This window comes from Pseudomonas sp. L-22-4S-12, from assembly GCF_009799935.1.
Lineage (GTDB): Bacteria > Pseudomonadota > Gammaproteobacteria > Pseudomonadales > Pseudomonadaceae > Aquipseudomonas.
This window is the reverse complement of the sequence record NZ_WELL01000001.1, coordinates 258,595-274,939: the sequence shown is the minus strand read 5'-3', so window position 1 is coordinate 274,939 and position 16,345 is coordinate 258,595. Positions and strand designations below refer to the sequence as shown.

13 protein-coding genes are annotated in these 16,345 nt (G+C 66.6%); 7 read left to right on the top strand and 6 right to left on the bottom strand.

Annotation, left to right across the window (positions count from 1 at the left end; all coding sequences use genetic code 11):
- Nucleotides 1-225 precede the first annotated feature (225 nt).
- The 6 genes from F3I16_RS01300 to F3I16_RS01275 all read left to right on the top strand — a co-directional run bounded on the left by F3I16_RS01300 (nucleotide 226) and on the right by F3I16_RS01275 (nucleotide 8,099).
- Nucleotides 226-1,191 (top strand): PstS family phosphate ABC transporter substrate-binding protein, encoded by a 966-nt coding sequence (locus F3I16_RS01300; RefSeq protein ID WP_160491979.1) that lies wholly within the window; start codon nucleotides 226-228, stop codon nucleotides 1,189-1,191.
- 179 nt (nucleotides 1,192-1,370) lie between these two features.
- Nucleotides 1,371-3,656, top strand: coding sequence for an ABC transporter permease subunit (locus F3I16_RS01295; protein ID WP_160491978.1), 2,286 nt, complete (start codon nucleotides 1,371-1,373; stop codon nucleotides 3,654-3,656).
- A gap of 81 nt (nucleotides 3,657-3,737) precedes the next feature.
- Nucleotides 3,738-5,354: a phosphate ABC transporter permease PstA gene (gene pstA, locus F3I16_RS01290; RefSeq protein WP_372239597.1), complete on the top strand. Its 1,617-nt coding sequence runs from the start codon at nucleotides 3,738-3,740 to the stop codon at nucleotides 5,352-5,354.
- Between the two features lie 64 nt (nucleotides 5,355-5,418).
- Nucleotides 5,419-6,252, top strand: coding sequence for a phosphate ABC transporter ATP-binding protein PstB (gene pstB, locus F3I16_RS01285; protein ID WP_160488171.1), 834 nt, complete (start codon nucleotides 5,419-5,421; stop codon nucleotides 6,250-6,252).
- Between the two features lie 83 nt (nucleotides 6,253-6,335).
- The gene (gene phoU, locus F3I16_RS01280; protein ID WP_160491976.1) at nucleotides 6,336-7,067 is read left to right on the top strand and encodes a phosphate signaling complex protein PhoU; all 732 of its coding nucleotides are present in this window, start codon (nucleotides 6,336-6,338) and stop codon (nucleotides 7,065-7,067) included.
- A gap of 120 nt (nucleotides 7,068-7,187) precedes the next feature.
- On the top strand, nucleotides 7,188-8,099 hold the full coding sequence (locus tag F3I16_RS01275) for a response regulator (RefSeq protein ID WP_160491975.1): 912 nt from the start codon (nucleotides 7,188-7,190) through the stop codon (nucleotides 8,097-8,099).
- 220 nt (nucleotides 8,100-8,319) lie between these two features.
- Here F3I16_RS01275 and F3I16_RS01270 read toward each other — a convergent pair whose 3' ends face one another.
- Nucleotides 8,320-9,813 carry an acetyl-CoA hydrolase/transferase family protein gene (locus F3I16_RS01270; RefSeq protein WP_160491974.1) on the bottom strand — a complete coding sequence of 498 codons (1,494 nt, stop codon included), beginning with the start codon at nucleotides 9,811-9,813 and terminating at the stop codon, nucleotides 8,320-8,322.
- A 242-nt stretch (nucleotides 9,814-10,055) separates the two neighbouring features.
- On the opposite strand from F3I16_RS01270, the gene F3I16_RS01265 reads away from it, so the two are divergent.
- On the top strand, nucleotides 10,056-10,952 hold the full coding sequence (locus F3I16_RS01265) for a peptidoglycan DD-metalloendopeptidase family protein (protein WP_160491973.1): 897 nt from the start codon (nucleotides 10,056-10,058) through the stop codon (nucleotides 10,950-10,952).
- Between the two features lie 166 nt (nucleotides 10,953-11,118).
- Here the strand turns inward: F3I16_RS01265 and F3I16_RS01260 are convergent, their stop codons facing one another.
- From F3I16_RS01260 to F3I16_RS01240, 5 genes are all read right to left on the bottom strand, one after another.
- On the bottom strand, nucleotides 11,119-12,459 hold the full coding sequence (locus F3I16_RS01260) for a hemolysin family protein (protein WP_160491972.1): 1,341 nt from the start codon (nucleotides 12,457-12,459) through the stop codon (nucleotides 11,119-11,121).
- Nucleotides 12,460-12,566: 107 nt separating this feature from the next.
- Entirely contained in the window at nucleotides 12,567-13,871 is a 1,305-nt protein-coding gene (phoR, locus tag F3I16_RS01255; RefSeq protein ID WP_160491971.1) for a phosphate regulon sensor histidine kinase PhoR, read from the bottom strand.
- Between the two features lie 43 nt (nucleotides 13,872-13,914).
- Nucleotides 13,915-14,604: a phosphate regulon transcriptional regulator PhoB gene (gene phoB, locus F3I16_RS01250; RefSeq protein ID WP_160077743.1), complete on the bottom strand. Its 690-nt coding sequence runs from the start codon at nucleotides 14,602-14,604 to the stop codon at nucleotides 13,915-13,917.
- 86 nt (nucleotides 14,605-14,690) lie between these two features.
- Nucleotides 14,691-15,581, bottom strand: a complete 891-nt coding sequence (gene ubiA, locus F3I16_RS01245; RefSeq protein ID WP_160491970.1) for a 4-hydroxybenzoate octaprenyltransferase — start codon at nucleotides 15,579-15,581, stop codon at nucleotides 14,691-14,693.
- Between the two features lie 101 nt (nucleotides 15,582-15,682).
- Nucleotides 15,683-16,234, bottom strand: a complete 552-nt coding sequence (locus F3I16_RS01240) for a chorismate lyase (protein ID WP_160077747.1) — start codon at nucleotides 16,232-16,234, stop codon at nucleotides 15,683-15,685.
- Nucleotides 16,235-16,345: the final 111 nt, after the last annotated feature.

The window sequence follows — 16,345 nt, the reverse complement described above, 5'->3', positions numbered from 1 at the left end:
AGCCCAACGGCGGTGCCCGGTCCAGCCTCGCGGCTGGCTTGTCGGCAGGCCGTTGGGCTTCGGCGCTACGCACCTCAACCCAACCTACGCTCACCAGGCCCGCAGGCGCGCCTTGGTAATTTCCCGCGCTTTAATCTAATTGTCACAATCCGTTCATAGAGTGGTCATGCGGCCTGCAGATACTTGGCCCCGTTCAATCCAACCCTATCCTGCTTGGAGCAAGGCATGAAACTGAAGCGTTTGATGGCGGCCCTGACTTTCGTCGCCGCTGGCGTAAGCGCCGCTACCGCAGCGGCTGCTATCGACCCGGCTCTGCCGACCTACGAAAAGACTTCCGGTGTATCGGGCAACCTGTCCAGCGTCGGCTCCGACACCCTGGCCAACCTGATGACCCTGTGGGCCGAGGAATACAAGAAGCTCTACCCGAACGTGAACATCCAGATCCAGGCCGCCGGCTCCTCCACCGCGCCGCCCGCGCTGACCGAAGGCACCTCCAACCTCGGCCCGATGAGCCGCGAGATGAAGGACAACGAGCTGCAGGCCTTCGAAGAGAAGTTCGGCTACAAGCCGACCGCCATCCCGGTCGCCGTCGACGCCCTGGCCGTGTTCGTGCACAAGGACAACCCGATCAAGTCGCTGGACATGGCCCAGGTCGACGGCATCTTCTCCGCCAACCGCCTGTGCGGCGGCAGCAACGTGCAGAACTGGGGTGACGTCGGCCTCTCCGGCGAGTGGGCCGGCAAGCCGGTGCAGCTGTTCGGCCGCAACTCGGTATCCGGTACCTACGGCTACTTCAAAGAAGAAGCCCTGTGCAAAGGCGACTTCAAGCCTAACGTCAACGAGCAGCCGGGTTCGGCTTCCGTGGTGCAGTCGATCTCCAGCACCGTGAACGCCATCGGTTACTCGGGCGTCGGCTACAAGACCGCCAGCGTCCGTGCCGTGCCGCTGTCGAAGAAGGGCGGCGAAGCCTTCGAGGCCAACGAGGCCAACGCCCTGGCCGGCAAGTACCCGCTGTCGCGCTTCCTGTTCGTCTACGTCAACAAGGCGCCGAACAAGCCGCTGAGCCCGCTGGAAGCCGAGTTCGTCAAGCTGGTGCTGTCCAAGCAAGGCCAGGAAGTCGTGCTCAAGGATGGCTACATCCCGATGCCGGCCAAGGTGGCCGCCAAGGCGCTGAAGGATCTGGGTCTGTAACCGGCCCCGCCAGTGCCCGGGCCACAAGCCCGGTGCGCCAGCCGATACGCCCGCTACTCTTTGGAGTCGCGGGCGTTGTCATGTCACCACGCTGTAATCTTTCTGTCACACAAGGTGGCTAGATTTAAGCGCCTGCTCAAATCAGGGGCGCGCGTGCGCAACCGCCCAGAGAATTTCGCATGAACGACTTGGCCAACGACACCATGACCGCTTCCTCGGACAACAGCCAACGGCTGGACTTCAACACCCCGGCCCTGCTGCGCAAGCGCCGCATGCGCGCGCTCAAGGACCGGATGACGCGCTGGTACGTGAGCGTCGGTGGTCTGGCCGTGCTGGCCTGCATCACCCTGATCTTCTTCTACCTGGCTCACGTGGTGCTGCCGATGTTCGGCGGCGCCGAGCTGACTTCGCGCAAGGCCCAGCAGCCGGCCTGGCTGGCCAGCCAGGGCGAGGCCCTGTTGCTGGCCGTGGAAGAGCAGAACAAGGTCGCGATGCGCCTCAGTCGCGCCGGCCAGGTGCAGTTCTTCAGCCTCAAGGACAGCGCCCTGCTGAATGACTACCAGCTGCCGCTGCCGGCCGGCGTTGGCATCAGCTCGGTCAGCCAGGACCAGCCCGGCAGCCGCCGCGTGGTACTCGGCCTGTCCAACGGCCAGGTGCTGCTGTTCCAGCACGACTACAAGGTCAGCTACCCGGACAACGTCAAGACCATCACCGCCAAGGTCAACTACCCCTTCGGCGAGGTGCCGCTGGTGCTGGATGCCCAGGGTCGCGCCCTGGAACACGTGGCCGTCAGCCAGAACGACGATACCCTGCTGCTCAGCGCCTCCACCGGTGCCGAGCTGCACCTGCTGTCGATCACCCGCAGCGAGAACCTGCTCACCGGCGAGTCGAGCCTGGAGGAGCAGCGCATCGCCCTGCCGCAGATCGCCGAGCCGATCAAGGCCATGGTCATCGACCCGCGGCAGATGTGGCTGTACGTGATCAACGGCAAGGCCACCGCCGATGTCTTCGACCTGCGCAGCAACAGCCTCAACGGCCGCTACAAGCTGCTCGAGGGTTCGGCCGAGGTGACCAGCGTCAGCCAGCTGCTGGGCGGCATCTCGCTGATGGTCGGCGACAGCCAGGGCACCATCGCCCAGTGGTTCATGGTCCGTGATGCCGACGACAAGTCGACCCTGACCCGTATCCGCGACTTCCAGCTGAACGGCCAGGCGATCACCCAGATCCTCCCGGAAGAACGCCGCAAGGGCTTCCTCGCCCTGGATGCCGCAGGCCGCATGGGCATCTTCCACAGCACCGCGCACCGCACCCTGCTCACCGAGCAGGTCGCCGATGGCGCCGCCATTGCCGCCCTGTCGCCGCGCGCCAACCGCGTGCTGGTCGAGTCCCAGGGCCAGGTGCAGCGCTTCGTGGTCGACAACCCGCACCCGGAGATTTCCTGGAGCGCGCTGTGGAGCAAGGTCTGGTACGAAAGCTACGACGAGCCCAAGTACGTCTGGCAATCGACTTCGGCCAACTCCGACTTCGAACCGAAGATGAGCCTCGCCCCGCTGACCTTCGGCACCCTCAAGGCGGCCTTCTACGCCATGCTGCTGGCCGCGCCGCTGGCCATCTGCGCGGCGATCTACACCGCCTACTTCATGGCCCCGGCCATGCGCCGCAAGGTCAAGCCGGTGATCGAGCTGATGGAAGCGCTGCCGACGGTGATCCTCGGCTTCTTCGCCGGCCTGTTCCTCGCCCCCTATGTGGAAGGCCACCTGCCCGGCATGTTCAGCCTGCTGCTGCTGATGCCGGTCGGCATCCTGCTGGCCGCCTACGCCTGGAGCCGCCTGCCGGAGAAAGTCCGCCTGCTGATCCCGGACGGCTGGGAAGCGGCGCTGCTGATCCCGGTGATCCTGCTGATCGGCGCCGGCTCCCTGGGCATGAGCGGTCACCTGGAGAACTGGTTCTTCGGCGGCGACATGCGCCTGTGGATCAGCAATGACTTAGGCATCGCCTTCGACCAGCGCAACGCCCTGGTGGTCGGCCTGGCCATGGGCTTCGCGGTGATCCCGAACATCTACTCGATCGCCGAAGACGCCGTGTTCAGCGTGCCGAAGAGTCTGACCTTCGGTTCCCTGGCCCTCGGCGCCACGCCCTGGCAGACCCTGACCCGGGTGGTGATCCTCACCGCCAGCCCGGGCATCTTCTCGGCGCTGATGATCGGCATGGGCCGTGCGGTGGGCGAGACCATGATCGTGCTGATGGCCACCGGCAACACGCCGATCATGGACATGAACATCTTCGAAGGCCTGCGCACCCTGGCCGCCAACGTGGCGGTGGAGATGCCGGAGTCGGAAGTCGGCAGTACCCACTACCGCGTGCTGTTCCTCTCCGCGCTGGTGCTGCTGACCTTCACCTTCGTGATGAACACCCTGGCGGAAGTGATCCGTACCCGCCTGCGCAAGAAATACGCATCGCTCTGAGAACTGGGAAGGTAGATGTCCGTGAAAAGCAAAGAGCAAAACCTCAAGTCCTGGTTCAAGAGCGGCGCGCCCTGGGTGTGGATGACCGCCGGTGGCGTGTCCATCGCGGTGATCATGACCATCGGCCTGCTGGCGGTGATCGCCACCCGCGGCCTCGGCCACTTCTGGCCGGCCGACGTGATCGAGTCGCGCTACCAGGTGCCGGGCGAGGAATCGCGCATCATCGCCGGCGAGCTGGTGCAGGCCGAGGAAGTGCCGCGTGCGCGCCTGGCCGCCGCCGGCCTGCCGGTGGACGTCAAGGGCGGCGAGTTCATGACCCGCGAGCTGCTCAAGGTCGGCAACCGCGAGCTGTTCGGCGCCGACTTCAGCTGGGTGGTCGCCGAGTGGATGAGCGAATCGCGCACCCCGGAAAACCTGCTGGTGATGGAGCGCCGCGAGTGGGGCAACTTCTACGGCTACCTGGTCAACGTCAAGCAGAGCGGCCAGCTGGTCGCCGAGGGTGAGGCGGCCTGGGGCGAGCTGCAGCAGCGCATCGCCCGTATCGACGAGCTGCACGCGCAGATCGCCAAGCTGGAGAAGAAGGACATCGGCCGCATCAACGCCGGCCTCGAGCGCCTGCGTCTGCAGACCCGCGGCCTGGAGCTCAAGGGCCAGCTGGACGCCGCGGCCCAGGCCGACCTGGACGCCCAGCGCGCCGAGTGGGACGCCCAGTACAAGGTCCTGGAAGCCCAGCTGACCGAGCTGCACAGCGCCTTCAACCGCGACAGCGTGACCGTCAAGACGGTCGATGGCCGCGAAGAGGAAATCAGCCTGGGCAAGGTGGTGCGCGCCTTCCAGCCGAACGCCATGGGCACCTTCGACAAGCTCGGCTTCTACTTCGCCAAGCTGTGGGAGTTCGTCAGCGACGAGCCGCGCGAGGCCAACACCGAGGGCGGCATCTTCCCGGCCATCTTCGGCACGGTGATGATGACCCTGATCATGGCGGTGATCGTCACCCCGTTCGGCGTGATGGCGGCCATCTACCTGCGCGAGTACGCCAAGCAGGGCCTGATGACCCGCATCATCCGCATCGCGGTGAACAACCTGGCCGGCGTCCCGGCGATCGTCTACGGCGTGTTCGGCCTGGGCTTCTTCGTCTACGTGCTGGGCGGCTCGATCGACCGCCTGTTCTTCCCCGAGTCCGCGCCGGCGCCGACCTTCGGCACCCCGGGCCTGCTGTGGGCCTCGCTGACCCTGGCGATCCTCGCCGTGCCGGTGGTGATCGTCGCCACCGAGGAAGGCCTGGCGCGCATCCCGCGGGCCCTGCGCGAAGGCTCCCTGGCCCTCGGCGCGACCAAGGCCGAGACCCTGTGGAAAGTGGTGCTGCCGATGGCCAGCCCGGCCATGATGACCGGCATGATCCTCGCCGTGGCCCGCGCCGCCGGCGAAGTGGCGCCGCTGATGCTGGTCGGCGTGGTCAAGCTGGCGCCGGCGCTGCCGGTGGACGGCAACTACCCGTACCTGCACCTGGACCAGAAGATCATGCACCTGGGCTTCCACATCTACGACGTCGGCTTCCAGAGCCCCAACGTCGAGGCCGCCCGCCCGCTGGTGTACGCCACCGCGCTGCTGCTGGTGCTGGTGATCGCCCTGCTCAACCTGAGCGCGGTGTTCATCCGCAACCACCTGCGCGAGAAGTACAAGGCGCTGGATCATTAATGCATTGCGCCGCCGCAGCCAGGCTGCGGCGGCAACCACGAATTGTTAGCGTAGGGAGCATCCCATGCAGCACGAAGTACACACCCACGGCATCAACATGGCGGCCCTCGGTCGCGAGAAGCAGGGCCTCGACCTGACGCAGGAAAGCGTGGCCCTGGAAGTGCCCGGCCTCAACCTGTTCTACGGCGACAAGCAGGCGCTGTTCGATGTCAGCCTGAACATCCCGAAACAGCGGGTGACCGCCTTCATCGGCCCGTCCGGCTGCGGCAAGTCGACCCTGCTGCGCACCTTCAATCGGATGAACGACCTGGTCGACGGTTGCCGCGTGGACGGCCAGATCCTCCTCGACGGCCAGGACATCTACAAGAAGGGCGTGGACGTCGCCGAGCTGCGCCGCCGCGTCGGCATGGTGTTCCAGAAGCCCAACCCGTTCCCCAAGAGCATCTACGAGAACGTGGTGTACGGCCTGCGCATCCAGGGCGTGAACCAGAAGCGCGTGCTCGACGAGACCGTGGAGTGGGCGCTGAAGAGCGCGGCACTGTGGGACGAGGTCAAGGACCGCCTGCACGACTCGGCCCTCGGCCTGTCCGGCGGCCAGCAGCAGCGCCTGGTGATCGCCCGTACCGTGGCGGTGCAGCCGGAAGTGCTGCTGCTCGACGAACCCTGCTCGGCGCTGGACCCGATCTCCACCCTCAAGGTCGAGGAGCTGATCTACGAGCTGAAGAGCAAGTACACCATCGTCATCGTCACCCACAACATGCAGCAGGCCGCGCGGGTTTCCGACTACACGGCGTTCATGTACATGGGCAAGCTGATCGAGTTCGGCGACACCGACACCCTGTTCACCAACCCGGCGAAGAAGCAGACCGAAGACTACATCACCGGGCGCTACGGCTAGGTCGTCACCCGTAGGGTGCGCCAGGCGCACCATGGGGCGGTGCGCGCGGCGCACCCTACACACAGCTTCCGCGGAGCCAGACAATGATGAACAAAGACAACCTCACCCAGCACATCTCCCAGCAGTTCAACGCCGAGCTGGAGGAGGTGCGCAGCCACCTGCTGGCCATGGGCGGCCTGGTCGAGAAACAGGTCAACGACGCGGTCACCGCGCTGATCGAGGCCGACTCCGGCCTGGCCCAGCAGGTGCGCGAGATCGACGACCAGATCAACCAGATGGAGCGCAACATCGACGAGGAGTGCCTGCGCATCCTCGCCCGCCGCCAGCCGGCCGCCTCCGACCTGCGCCTGATCATCAGCATCTCCAAGTCGGTGATCGACCTGGAGCGCATCGGCGACGAGTCGTCGAAGATCGCCAAGCGCGCCATCCTGCTGTGCGAGGAAGGCGAGGCGCCGCGCGGCTACGTCGAGGTGCGGCATATCGGCGACCAGGTGCGCAAGATGGTGCAGGAGGCGCTGGATGCCTTCGCCCGTTTCGACGCCGACCTGGCCCTGTCGGTGGCGCAGTACGACAAGACCATCGACCGCGAGTACAAGACCGCCCTGCGCGAGCTGGTCACCTACATGATGGAAGACCCGCGCTCGATCACCCGCGTGCTCAACGTGATCTGGGTGCTGCGTTCGCTGGAGCGCATCGGCGACCACGCGCGCAACATCGCCGAACTGGTGATCTACCTGGTGCGCGGCACCGATGTGCGGCACATGGGCCTGGCGCGCATGCAGGAAGAAGTGCAGGGCACCGGCAAGACCGAGTGAGCCGCGCCAGCGCGCGCAGCGGCTGGCTCGGCCGGGCGCGCGGCAATTTCCGGCGGCGCCATGGTTGGCCTTGAGCCATCATCCGCGGCTATGCTGTGAGGATTGTCGCAGGAGTGGCCGATGAGCAAAGTCAGTGTGCTGGTGGTGGACGACGCAACCTTTATCCGCGATCTGGTGAAGAAGGGGTTGCGCGACCATTTCCCCGGCATCCAGATCGAGGAAGCGATCAACGGGCGCAAGGCCCAGCAGATGTTGAGCCGGCAGGCGGTCGACCTGATCCTCTGCGATTGGGAGATGCCCGAGCTGTCCGGCCTGGAGCTGCTCAGCTGGTGCCGCGAGCAGGACAGCCTGAAGGTCGTGCCGTTCATCATGGTCACCAGCCGCGGCGACAAGGACAACGTGGTGCAGGCCATCCAGGCCGGGGTCTCCGACTTCATCGGCAAGCCGTTTTCCAACGAGCAGCTGGTGACCAAGGTGAAGAAGGCCCTGCACCGCGCCGGCAAGCTGCAGACGCTGATGTCCAGCGCGCCGCCGAAGATGCTCAGCACGGGCGCCTTCGCCAATGATTCCCTGGCCGCCCTGACCGGCGGCAATGCCGATGTGATCAAGCCGGCGGCCAAGGCCGTGGCTCCCGCTCCGGGCTTTGCCAAGGCCGCCGCGCCCGCGGCCAAGTCGGCGGCCAGCGCCGCACCGAGCGGCCGTGGCCAGGGCCAGCTGCGCCTGCCCGGCGGCAACATGGCCTGCGTGATCAAGGCGCTGAGCATCAAGGAGGCGCTGCTGGTGGTCAAACGCGGCGAGCCGCTGCCGCAGGTGCTGGAAAGTGCGGTGCTCGACCTGGAGCAGGGCGAGGCCGCCGAGACCGCGCGGCTCAATGGCTACCTGCACGCGGTGGCGGCGCTGGAGCCCACGCCGGCCAGCGAATGGCTGCAGATCACCTTCAAGTTCGTCGACCGCGACCCGCAGAAGCTCGACTACCTGTCGCGCCTGATCGCCCGCGGCAGTGCGCAGAAACACTTCGTCCCCGGCGCGTAGGCTGGGTTGCGGCGCGCAGCGCCGAAGCCCGGCATGGGCCGGCTCTGCCACTGCGCGTTGCGCGTTGCGCGTTGCACGTTGGGCTTCGCTGCGCTCAACCCAACCTACAACTGGCCGCGTTGATCGCCAGCAGGCTGGCCCCTACAGAAAAGCCGTTGCCTCGATGCAAAAAGCCGCTTCCACCGGTGAGGTGAAAGCGGCTTTTTGTCGGGCGGCTGGCTTAGCCGGCCAGCATGCGTCCGCACTCTTCCAGGTTGATGTGCCACTGCAGCGCCTCGCGCAGCAGGTGCGGGGTGTGCCCGCCCTTGGCGCAGGCGCGCTCGAAGTAGTCGTTCAGCGGCCCGCGGAAGTCCGGGTGCACGCAGTTGTCGATGATCACCCGCGCCCGCTCGCGCGGCGCCAGGCCGCGCAGGTCGGCCAGGCCGACTTCGGTGACCAGGATGTCGACGTCATGCTCGCTGTGGTCGACGTGGCTGACCATCGGCACCACGCTGGAAATCGCCCCGCCCTTGGCGATGGATTTTGTGACGAAGATTGCCAGGTGCGCGTTGCGGGCGAAGTCGCCGGAGCCGCCGATGCCGTTCATCATCTTGGTGCCGCCGACGTGGGTCGAGTTGACGTTGCCGTAGAGGTCGAACTCCAGCGCCGTGTTGATGCCGATGATGCCCAGGCGCCGCACCACTTCCGGGTGGTTGGAGATTTCCTGCGGGCGCAGCACCAGCTTGTCCTTGTACTTTTCCAGGTTGCCGAACACCCGCGCGTTGCAGCGCTCGGACAGGGTGATTGAGCAGCCCGAGGCGAAGTTCATCTTGCCGGCGTCGATCAGCTCGAAGGTCGAGTCCTGCAGCACTTCGGAGTACATGGTCAGGTTGTCGAACGGCGAATCGATCAGGCCGCACATCACCGCGTTGGCGATGCTGCCGATGCCGGCCTGCAGCGGGCCGAGGTTGCTCGGCATGCGCCCGGCGGCCACTTCCTTCTCGAAGAAGGCGATCAGGTGGTCGGCGATGCCCTGGGTGTCGGCGTCCGGCGCGGTCACCGTGGAATAGGAGTCGGCCTGCTCGGTGATGACGATGGCGACGATCTTCGCCGGGTCGATGGGGATGGCGCTGCTGCCGATGCGGTCGTCCACGCGGGTCAGCGGGATCGGCGTGCGGGTCGGCCGGTAGGTGGGGATGTAGATGTCGTGCAGGCCTTCCAGGTTCGGGTTGTGCGCCAGGTTGATCTCGACGATCACGCGCTCGGCGAAGATGGCGAAGCTGGCCGAGTTGCCCACCGAGGTGGTCGGCACGATATGGCCCTGCTCGGTGATGGCCACCGCCTCGATCACCGCGATGTCCGGCTTCTTCAGCTGGTGGTTGCGGATCTGCTCGACGGTATCGGACAGGTGCTGGTCGACGAACATGACTTCGCCGGCGTTGATCGCGCGGCGCAGGGTCGGGTCGACCTGGAACGGCATGCGCCGGGCCAGCACGCCGGCTTCGGTGAGCTGCTTGTCGAGGTCGTTGCCCAGGCTGGCGCCGGTCATCAGGCTGATCTGCAGCGGCTGGCGCTTGGCCCGCTCGGCCAGCGCGCGCGGCACCGCCTTGGCTTCGCCGGCGCGGGTGAAACCGCTCATGCCGACGGTCATGCCGTCCTCGATCAGATTGGCGGCGTCGGCCGCGCTCATCACCTTGGCCAACAGCGCGGGCAGGCGCACACGATCGCGATACATGGGGAAACCTCGGGGGCAGCGAAAACGAGGCCGGAAGTCTAGGCGCTGGGGGCACGCCCGCCACTCATACCTAAGTCGAATGGATCGCTCTGTTCCGGGCTTTGCAGACGAGCGGTCGAATTCCGCCGCGGAGGCAATGCCGACTGTCGCACAGCCGCGCCCGCCGGCTCTCGCGCGGCCTGGGCGGCGCTGCTAGTCTTACTAACCCCCGGATAACCAAAAACCACTCGATCCGTGAAGTCATGCTAAGGCCCGTATTGCTCTTCTGCGCTCTGTTGCTGGCCACCGGCCAGGCCAGCGCGCTGACCATCTACAAGTACGTCGACGCCAACGGCGTGGTGACCTATAGCGACAAGGCCGTGGCCGGCGCCCAGGTGTTCGTGTTCCGTGACCGCATGATCGAGCGCCTGGACAACCTGGTGAAGCTGGAAACCAAGAAGCACGAGGCCGGCGAGACCCTGCTGATCCGCAACGACCTGTATGCCCCGGTGGAAATCGAGCTGAGCCTGAACCGCGTGGTCAACGCCACGGGCGCCCCGGCGCAGCCTATCCGCTGGGTGCTGCCGCCGCGCAGCAAGATCCGCCTGGCCACCCTGGCCCCCGTCGACGCCAGCCAGCCGATGAGCTACAAGCCGCGCCTGCGCTACGCCATGGGCGACCCGCGGCTGCAGCCGCAGCTCTACCGCTACCCGCTGCCCTGGCGCGGCGGGCCGTTCAAGCTGACCCAGGGCGCCAACGGCCGCTACAGCCATTTCACCCCCAAGGGGCGCTATGCCCTGGATATCGCCATGCCGCAAGGCACGCCGATCGTCGCCGCGCGCGGCGGCATGGTGGTGAAGACCGAGAATCAGCAGAGCGGGCGCGGCACCAACCCCTCCGGCAACTTCGTGCGCATCCTCCACGACGACGGCACCATGGGCGTCTACCTGCACCTGCTGCGCGGCTCGGTGAGCGTGCACGAGGGGCAGCGAGTGGAGGCCGGCACGCGCCTGGCCAGCTCCGGCAACACCGGCAACAGCACCGGCCCGCACCTGCACTTCGTGGTGCAGCGCAACGTCGGCCTGGCGCTGGAGTCGATTCCCTTCAACTTCGCCCAGCCGGTCGACAGCCTGCCCAACTTCGCCGTCGGCGGGGAGTAGGCTGGGAACGCCGGTGCAGGGCTCCTCGTGGGGGTAGGTTGGGTTGAGGAGCAACGCGACGAAGCCCAACGGCGGACGGATAAGCCGCGACGCTGCCTGAGCCTTCGCTCGTTGGGCTTCGCCGCTACGCGGCTCAACCCAACCTACAGCGCCTTTGCGGCGCCACTTAATCCAGCTTGAGCACCTTGGCCAGGACGATCTTCGGCCCCTTCATCTTCTTGACGATGATGCGCAGGCCTTCGCTCTCCAGCACTTCCTCCTCTTCCGGCACGCGGTTGAGGCTCTCGTAGACCAGCCCGGCCAGGGTCTCGGCCTCGATGTGGTCGAGGTCGATGCCGAGCAGGCGCTCGATCTTGAACAGCGGGGTGTCGCCACGTACCAGCAGCTTGCCTGGCTGGTAGGCGAGGATGCCGCGCTCGGCCTTGTGGTGTTCGTCCTGGATGTCGCCGACCAGGGCTTCCAGCACGTCTTCCATGGTCAGGAAGCCGACCACCTTGCCGTCCGCCTCCTCGACCAGAGCGAAGTGCGCGCCGCCCTGGCGGAACTGTTCCAGCAGGCTGGACAGCGGCATGTGCTTGGTCACCCGCTCCAGCGGATGGAGCAGCTCGCTGAGCTTGAACTTGGACGGCAGCATTTCCAGCAGCGACAGCTGCAGCAGCAGGTCCTTGATGTGCAGCAGGCCGATGAAGTGGCCGGCCTCCTCGTCGTACACCGGGAAGCGGCTGTACTTGTGGCGGCGGAACAGGCTGAAGACATCCTCCAGCTTGGCGTCGCTGTTGAGGAACACCAGGTCCTCGCGCGAGTTGGCCCAGTCGACCACCTCCAGCTCGCCCATTTCCACGGCCGAGGCCAGCACGCGCATGTCCTGGTCGCTGGGGTCGCTGGCGCGGCTGGAGTGGAGGATCAGCTTGAGTTCGTCGCGGCTGTAGTGGTGCTCGTGGTGCGGCCCCGGCTCGCCCTGGCCGGCGAAGCGCAGGATGGCGTTGGCGCTGGCGTTGAGCAGGAAGATCGCCGGGTACATGGCCCAGTAGAACAGGTACAGCGGCACCGCGGTCCACAGCGACAGCAGCTCGGGCTTGCGGATCGCCCAGGACTTGGGCGCCAGCTCGCCGACCACGATATGCAGGTAGGAGATGATGAAGAAGGCGACGAAGAAGGCGATGGCATGCACCAGCTTCGGCGAGTCGATGCCGGCGTATTCCAGCAGCGGGCCGAGCAGGTGGGCGAAGGCCGGCTCGCCGACCCAGCCGAGGCCGAGGGAAGCCAGGGTGATACCCAGCTGGCAGGCCGACAGGTAGGCGTCCAGCTGGTTGTGCACGGTGCGCAGGATGCTCCCGCGCCAGCCGTTCTGCTCGGCCAGGGCTTCGACCTTGGTCGAGCGCAGCTTGACCATGGCGAACTCGGCGGCGACGAAGAAGCCGTTGAGCAGAACGAGGAACAGGGCGAACAGCACGAGGCCGAAATCGGCGAAATAGGTGGCGGCGGTGTAACTAGGAGAAGGGTCCATGGGGTCTGTGGTTGGCTAATGACCGCTAAAGGGTGGCGGCTGCTGGCGGCGAATGCAAGCCGCAAGCGCCGGCGCTCTGGTTTGCGGATGTGCTGGCCGGGGCCGGATCAGCCGCGGCGGATCACCTGTTGTGCGGGGAAGTGGCAGGTGAAGGTGCTGCCCTTGCCCAGGCTGCTGCTGATGTCCAGGCGCGCCCGGTGGCGCAGCAGCACATGCTTGACGATGGCCAGGCCGATGCCGGTGCCGCCGGTGTTGCTGGCGCGGCTGGAGTCGACCCGGTAGAAGCGCTCGGTGAGGCGCGGCAGGTGCTTGGGCTCGATGCCGATGCCGCTGTCGGCCACGCTGAAGTAGGCGCCGTTGTCGTCGCCCCACCAGCGGATGCGGATCTCGCCTTCGTCCGGGGTGTACTTCACCGCATTGAATATCAGGTTGGAGAAGGCGCTGCGCAGCTCGGCCTCGCTGCCCTTGAGCCTGACGTGGGCGTCGGCCTCCAGGCTGATGCGGTGGTGACGGGCGCCGGACAGCGCCTGGGCATCGTTCTTGATGGAGAGCAGCAGCAGGTCGACGGCCACCGGATGATTGTCCGAGGGGTAGTCGGTGGCCTCCAGCTTCGCCAGCAACAGCAGGTCATTGAGCAGGTTCTGCATGCGCGCCCCCTGCTGCTGCATCTGCTGCAGGGCGCGCAACCAGCGCGGATTGACCTCTTCGACGTTGTCCAGCAGGGTCTCCAGGTAGCCGGCGATCACCGTCAGCGGTGTGCGCAGCTCGTGGGAGACGTTGGCGACGAAGTCCTTGCGCATCTGTTCCAGCTGGTACAGGCGGGTGACGTCGCGCACCAGCATCAGGTGTTCCTGGTTGCCGTACTGGGTGATCTGCAGTTGCAGGCGCAGGTGGTCGTTGACCGGCGAGGGCAGGTCGAGGGCGTCCTGGTAGTTGCCCTGCTCGAAGTATTCCTTGAAGCGCGGATGGCGCACCAGGTTGGTGATCGACTGCCCGCTGTCCTGCGGGGTCTTCAGGCCGAGCAGGGTTTCCGCGGCGCGGTTCCACCACTCCAGGTTGCCGTCGCTGTCGAGCATGATCACCCCGTCGCGCAGGGCGGCGGTGGATTCCTGCACGCGGTCGATCACCGCCTGCAGGCGCCCGCGCACGCGCTGGTCGCGGCGTTGCAGATGGTAGATGTTGTCGAACACCTCGCCCCACAGGCCGTAGCCTTCCGGTGGCGCATCGTCGGGTTGGCGCTCGCGCAGCCACTGGTGCAGGCGCAGCAGTTGCTTGAGGTGCCAGGCCAGGTAGAGGCCCAGGCCGATGGCCAGGCACCAGGCGTACTGCCCGCTGAGCAGGCCCAGCAGGCCGCAGCCCGCCAGCAATAACAACAGGCGGCGCACCACGGCGCCGCGCCAGTTCTGATTCACCTAGCGCGTCCTTTCAGTAACCACAGCCGAACGCTATGGCGGCTCAATTCTTGGTGGAGAAACGATACCCGGTGCCACGTACCGTCTGGACCAGGTTCTCGTAGACCTCGCCGAGCGCCTTGCGCAGGCGACGGATATGCACGTCGACGGTGCGCTCCTCGACATACACGTTGCCACCCCAGACCTGGTCGAGCAACTGGCCGCGGGTGTAGGCGCGTTCCTGGTGGGTCATGAAGAACTGCAGCAGGCGGTATTCGGTGGGGCCCATCTCGGCCGGCTTGCCGTCGATGGTGACGCGGTGGCTGATCGGGTCGAGCAGCAGGCCGCCGACTTCGATCGGCGCCTCGCCATCGCTCGGCGCGGCGCGGCGCAGCACGGCCTTGAGGCGGGCGACCAGTTCGCGCGGGGAGAACGGCTTGGTGATGTAGTCGTCGGCGCCGACTTCCAGGCCCTGGATCTTGTTGTCCTCTTCGCCCTTGGCGGTGAGCATGATGATCGGGATGTCGTCGGTCAGCTCGTCGCGCTTGAGCCGGCGCGCCAGCTCGATGCCGCTGGTGCCCGGCAGCATCCAGTCGAGCAGGATCAGGTCCGGCTTGCGGTCGACGATCAGCGCGTGGGCCTGCTGGGTGTTTTCCGCTTCCATGCAATCGTAGCCGGCCATTTCCAGGGCCACTGCGATCATTTCGCGGATCGGTGCTTCGTCATCAACGATCAGGATGTTCTTGCCAACCATGGACCGAGCCTCGGGTCGTCTGTCTTGCGCCGCATTAGATAACGGAATTATTGCAGCGATATGACAGCTCTGCGGCGGGCCTTTGCTTAACGTAGGCCATAGTCGACGGCGATGCCGATCAGCACCGCCAGGCCGGCCCAGTGGTTGTGCAGGAAGGCGGCGAAGCAGGCCTGCGGCTCGCGCTGGCGGGTTTGCCAGAACTCCCAGGCGAAGCAGGCGGCGGCGCCGAACAGGCCGAGCAGGAACCAGATGCCCAGGCTGAAACGCGCGCCGGCCATGGCCAGGCACAGCAGGCTCAGGCCCTGCAGGCAGAGGATGATCAGCCGGTCGGCTTCGCCGAACAGGATGGCGGTGGATTTCACCCCGATCTTCAGGTCGTCCTCGCGGTCGGTCATCGCGTAGTAGGTGTCGTAGGCCACGGTCCACAGCAGGTTGGCCAGGTACAGCAGCCAGGCGGCGGCCGGCAGGTTGCCGCTCTCGGCGCTGAAGGCCATGGGGATGCCCCAGGAATAGGCCGCGCCGAGCACCACCTGGGGGTAGAAGGTGTAGCGCTTCATGAAGGGGTAGCAGGCGGCCAGGGCCAGGGCGCCGAAGGACAGCCAGACCGTGAAGGCGTTGGTCAGCAGCACCAGGCCGAAGCTCAGGGCCACCAGCACGGCGAACAGGCTCAGCGCCTCGCGGGAGCTGATCTTGCCGCTGGCCAGCGGGCGGTTGCGGGTGCGGCTGACATGGCCGTCGAAGTCGCGGTCGGCGAAGTCGTTGATCACGCAGCCGGCCGAGCGCATGAGGATCACTCCGAGGCTGAAGATGACCAGGTTGCCCAGGCTCGGCACGCCCTTGGCCGCCACCCACAGGGCGCCCAGGGTCGGCCACAGCAGCAGGTAGATGCCGATCGGCCGATCCAGGCGCATCAGCTGGATGAAGTCCCAGGCCCGCGGGTGCAGGCGATTCAGCGATTGCAGCAGGGTGGTGTACATCGGCGACTCTCCGGTCCAGGTGCGCCGATTATACGGAGCCGGGCGTTCCAGGAAATCGGCGGGTGCGCCGCCTGGGTCACGCTTGCGCGATCGGCGTGGGGTTACCGAGCGGCCTGGGCCTGCGTCCAGAACGCCGGCAGGAACACTTCCGCCACCAGCACGCCGAGGCCGTCGCGGCAGAAGTTCGAGCGCCGCGCCCACAGGCGCTCCTCGCGCACCTCGCCGGGCAGCCAGGCGGCCGGGTAGCGGCAGACCTGTAGCTCGCCGCGGGCGAAGGCGCGGTCGCTGAACAGCAGTTCGCCCAGCGAGCGGCTGCCGAGCTTGCCCAGTTCGAAACCGGAGCCTTCCAGGGCGCTGCGCGCCGCCACGCTGCGGGCGAACACCCAGGGCTGCTCGGCGCCGCGCAGGTACACCTCGCGCACCCAGCCGAGGCTGCCGGCCGGGACCTGCAGGCTGTGGCATTCATCGGCGCGCAGCACCTGCCAGCCCTGCGCCAGCGGCAGTACACTGAACTGGCCGGCGCTGAGGGCGTCCAGGCGGCGGGTCAGCGAGCCCTCATCGAACAGCCAGTCGCGCTGCAGGGCGGTGGGTGCAGGGTGCAGCTGGGCACAGGTGAGCCAGCGTGGCGGATGGGCGAGGGCGGCGGATGGCACGGCGGACAGGCTTTGGCGGCGACAGACGGCGGCGAGCTTAGCATGCCGGGCCGCCAGGTAGACCGTCGTCCGGCACTTGCATGCAGGCGCGCATGCCAGTAAAAAGCCTGC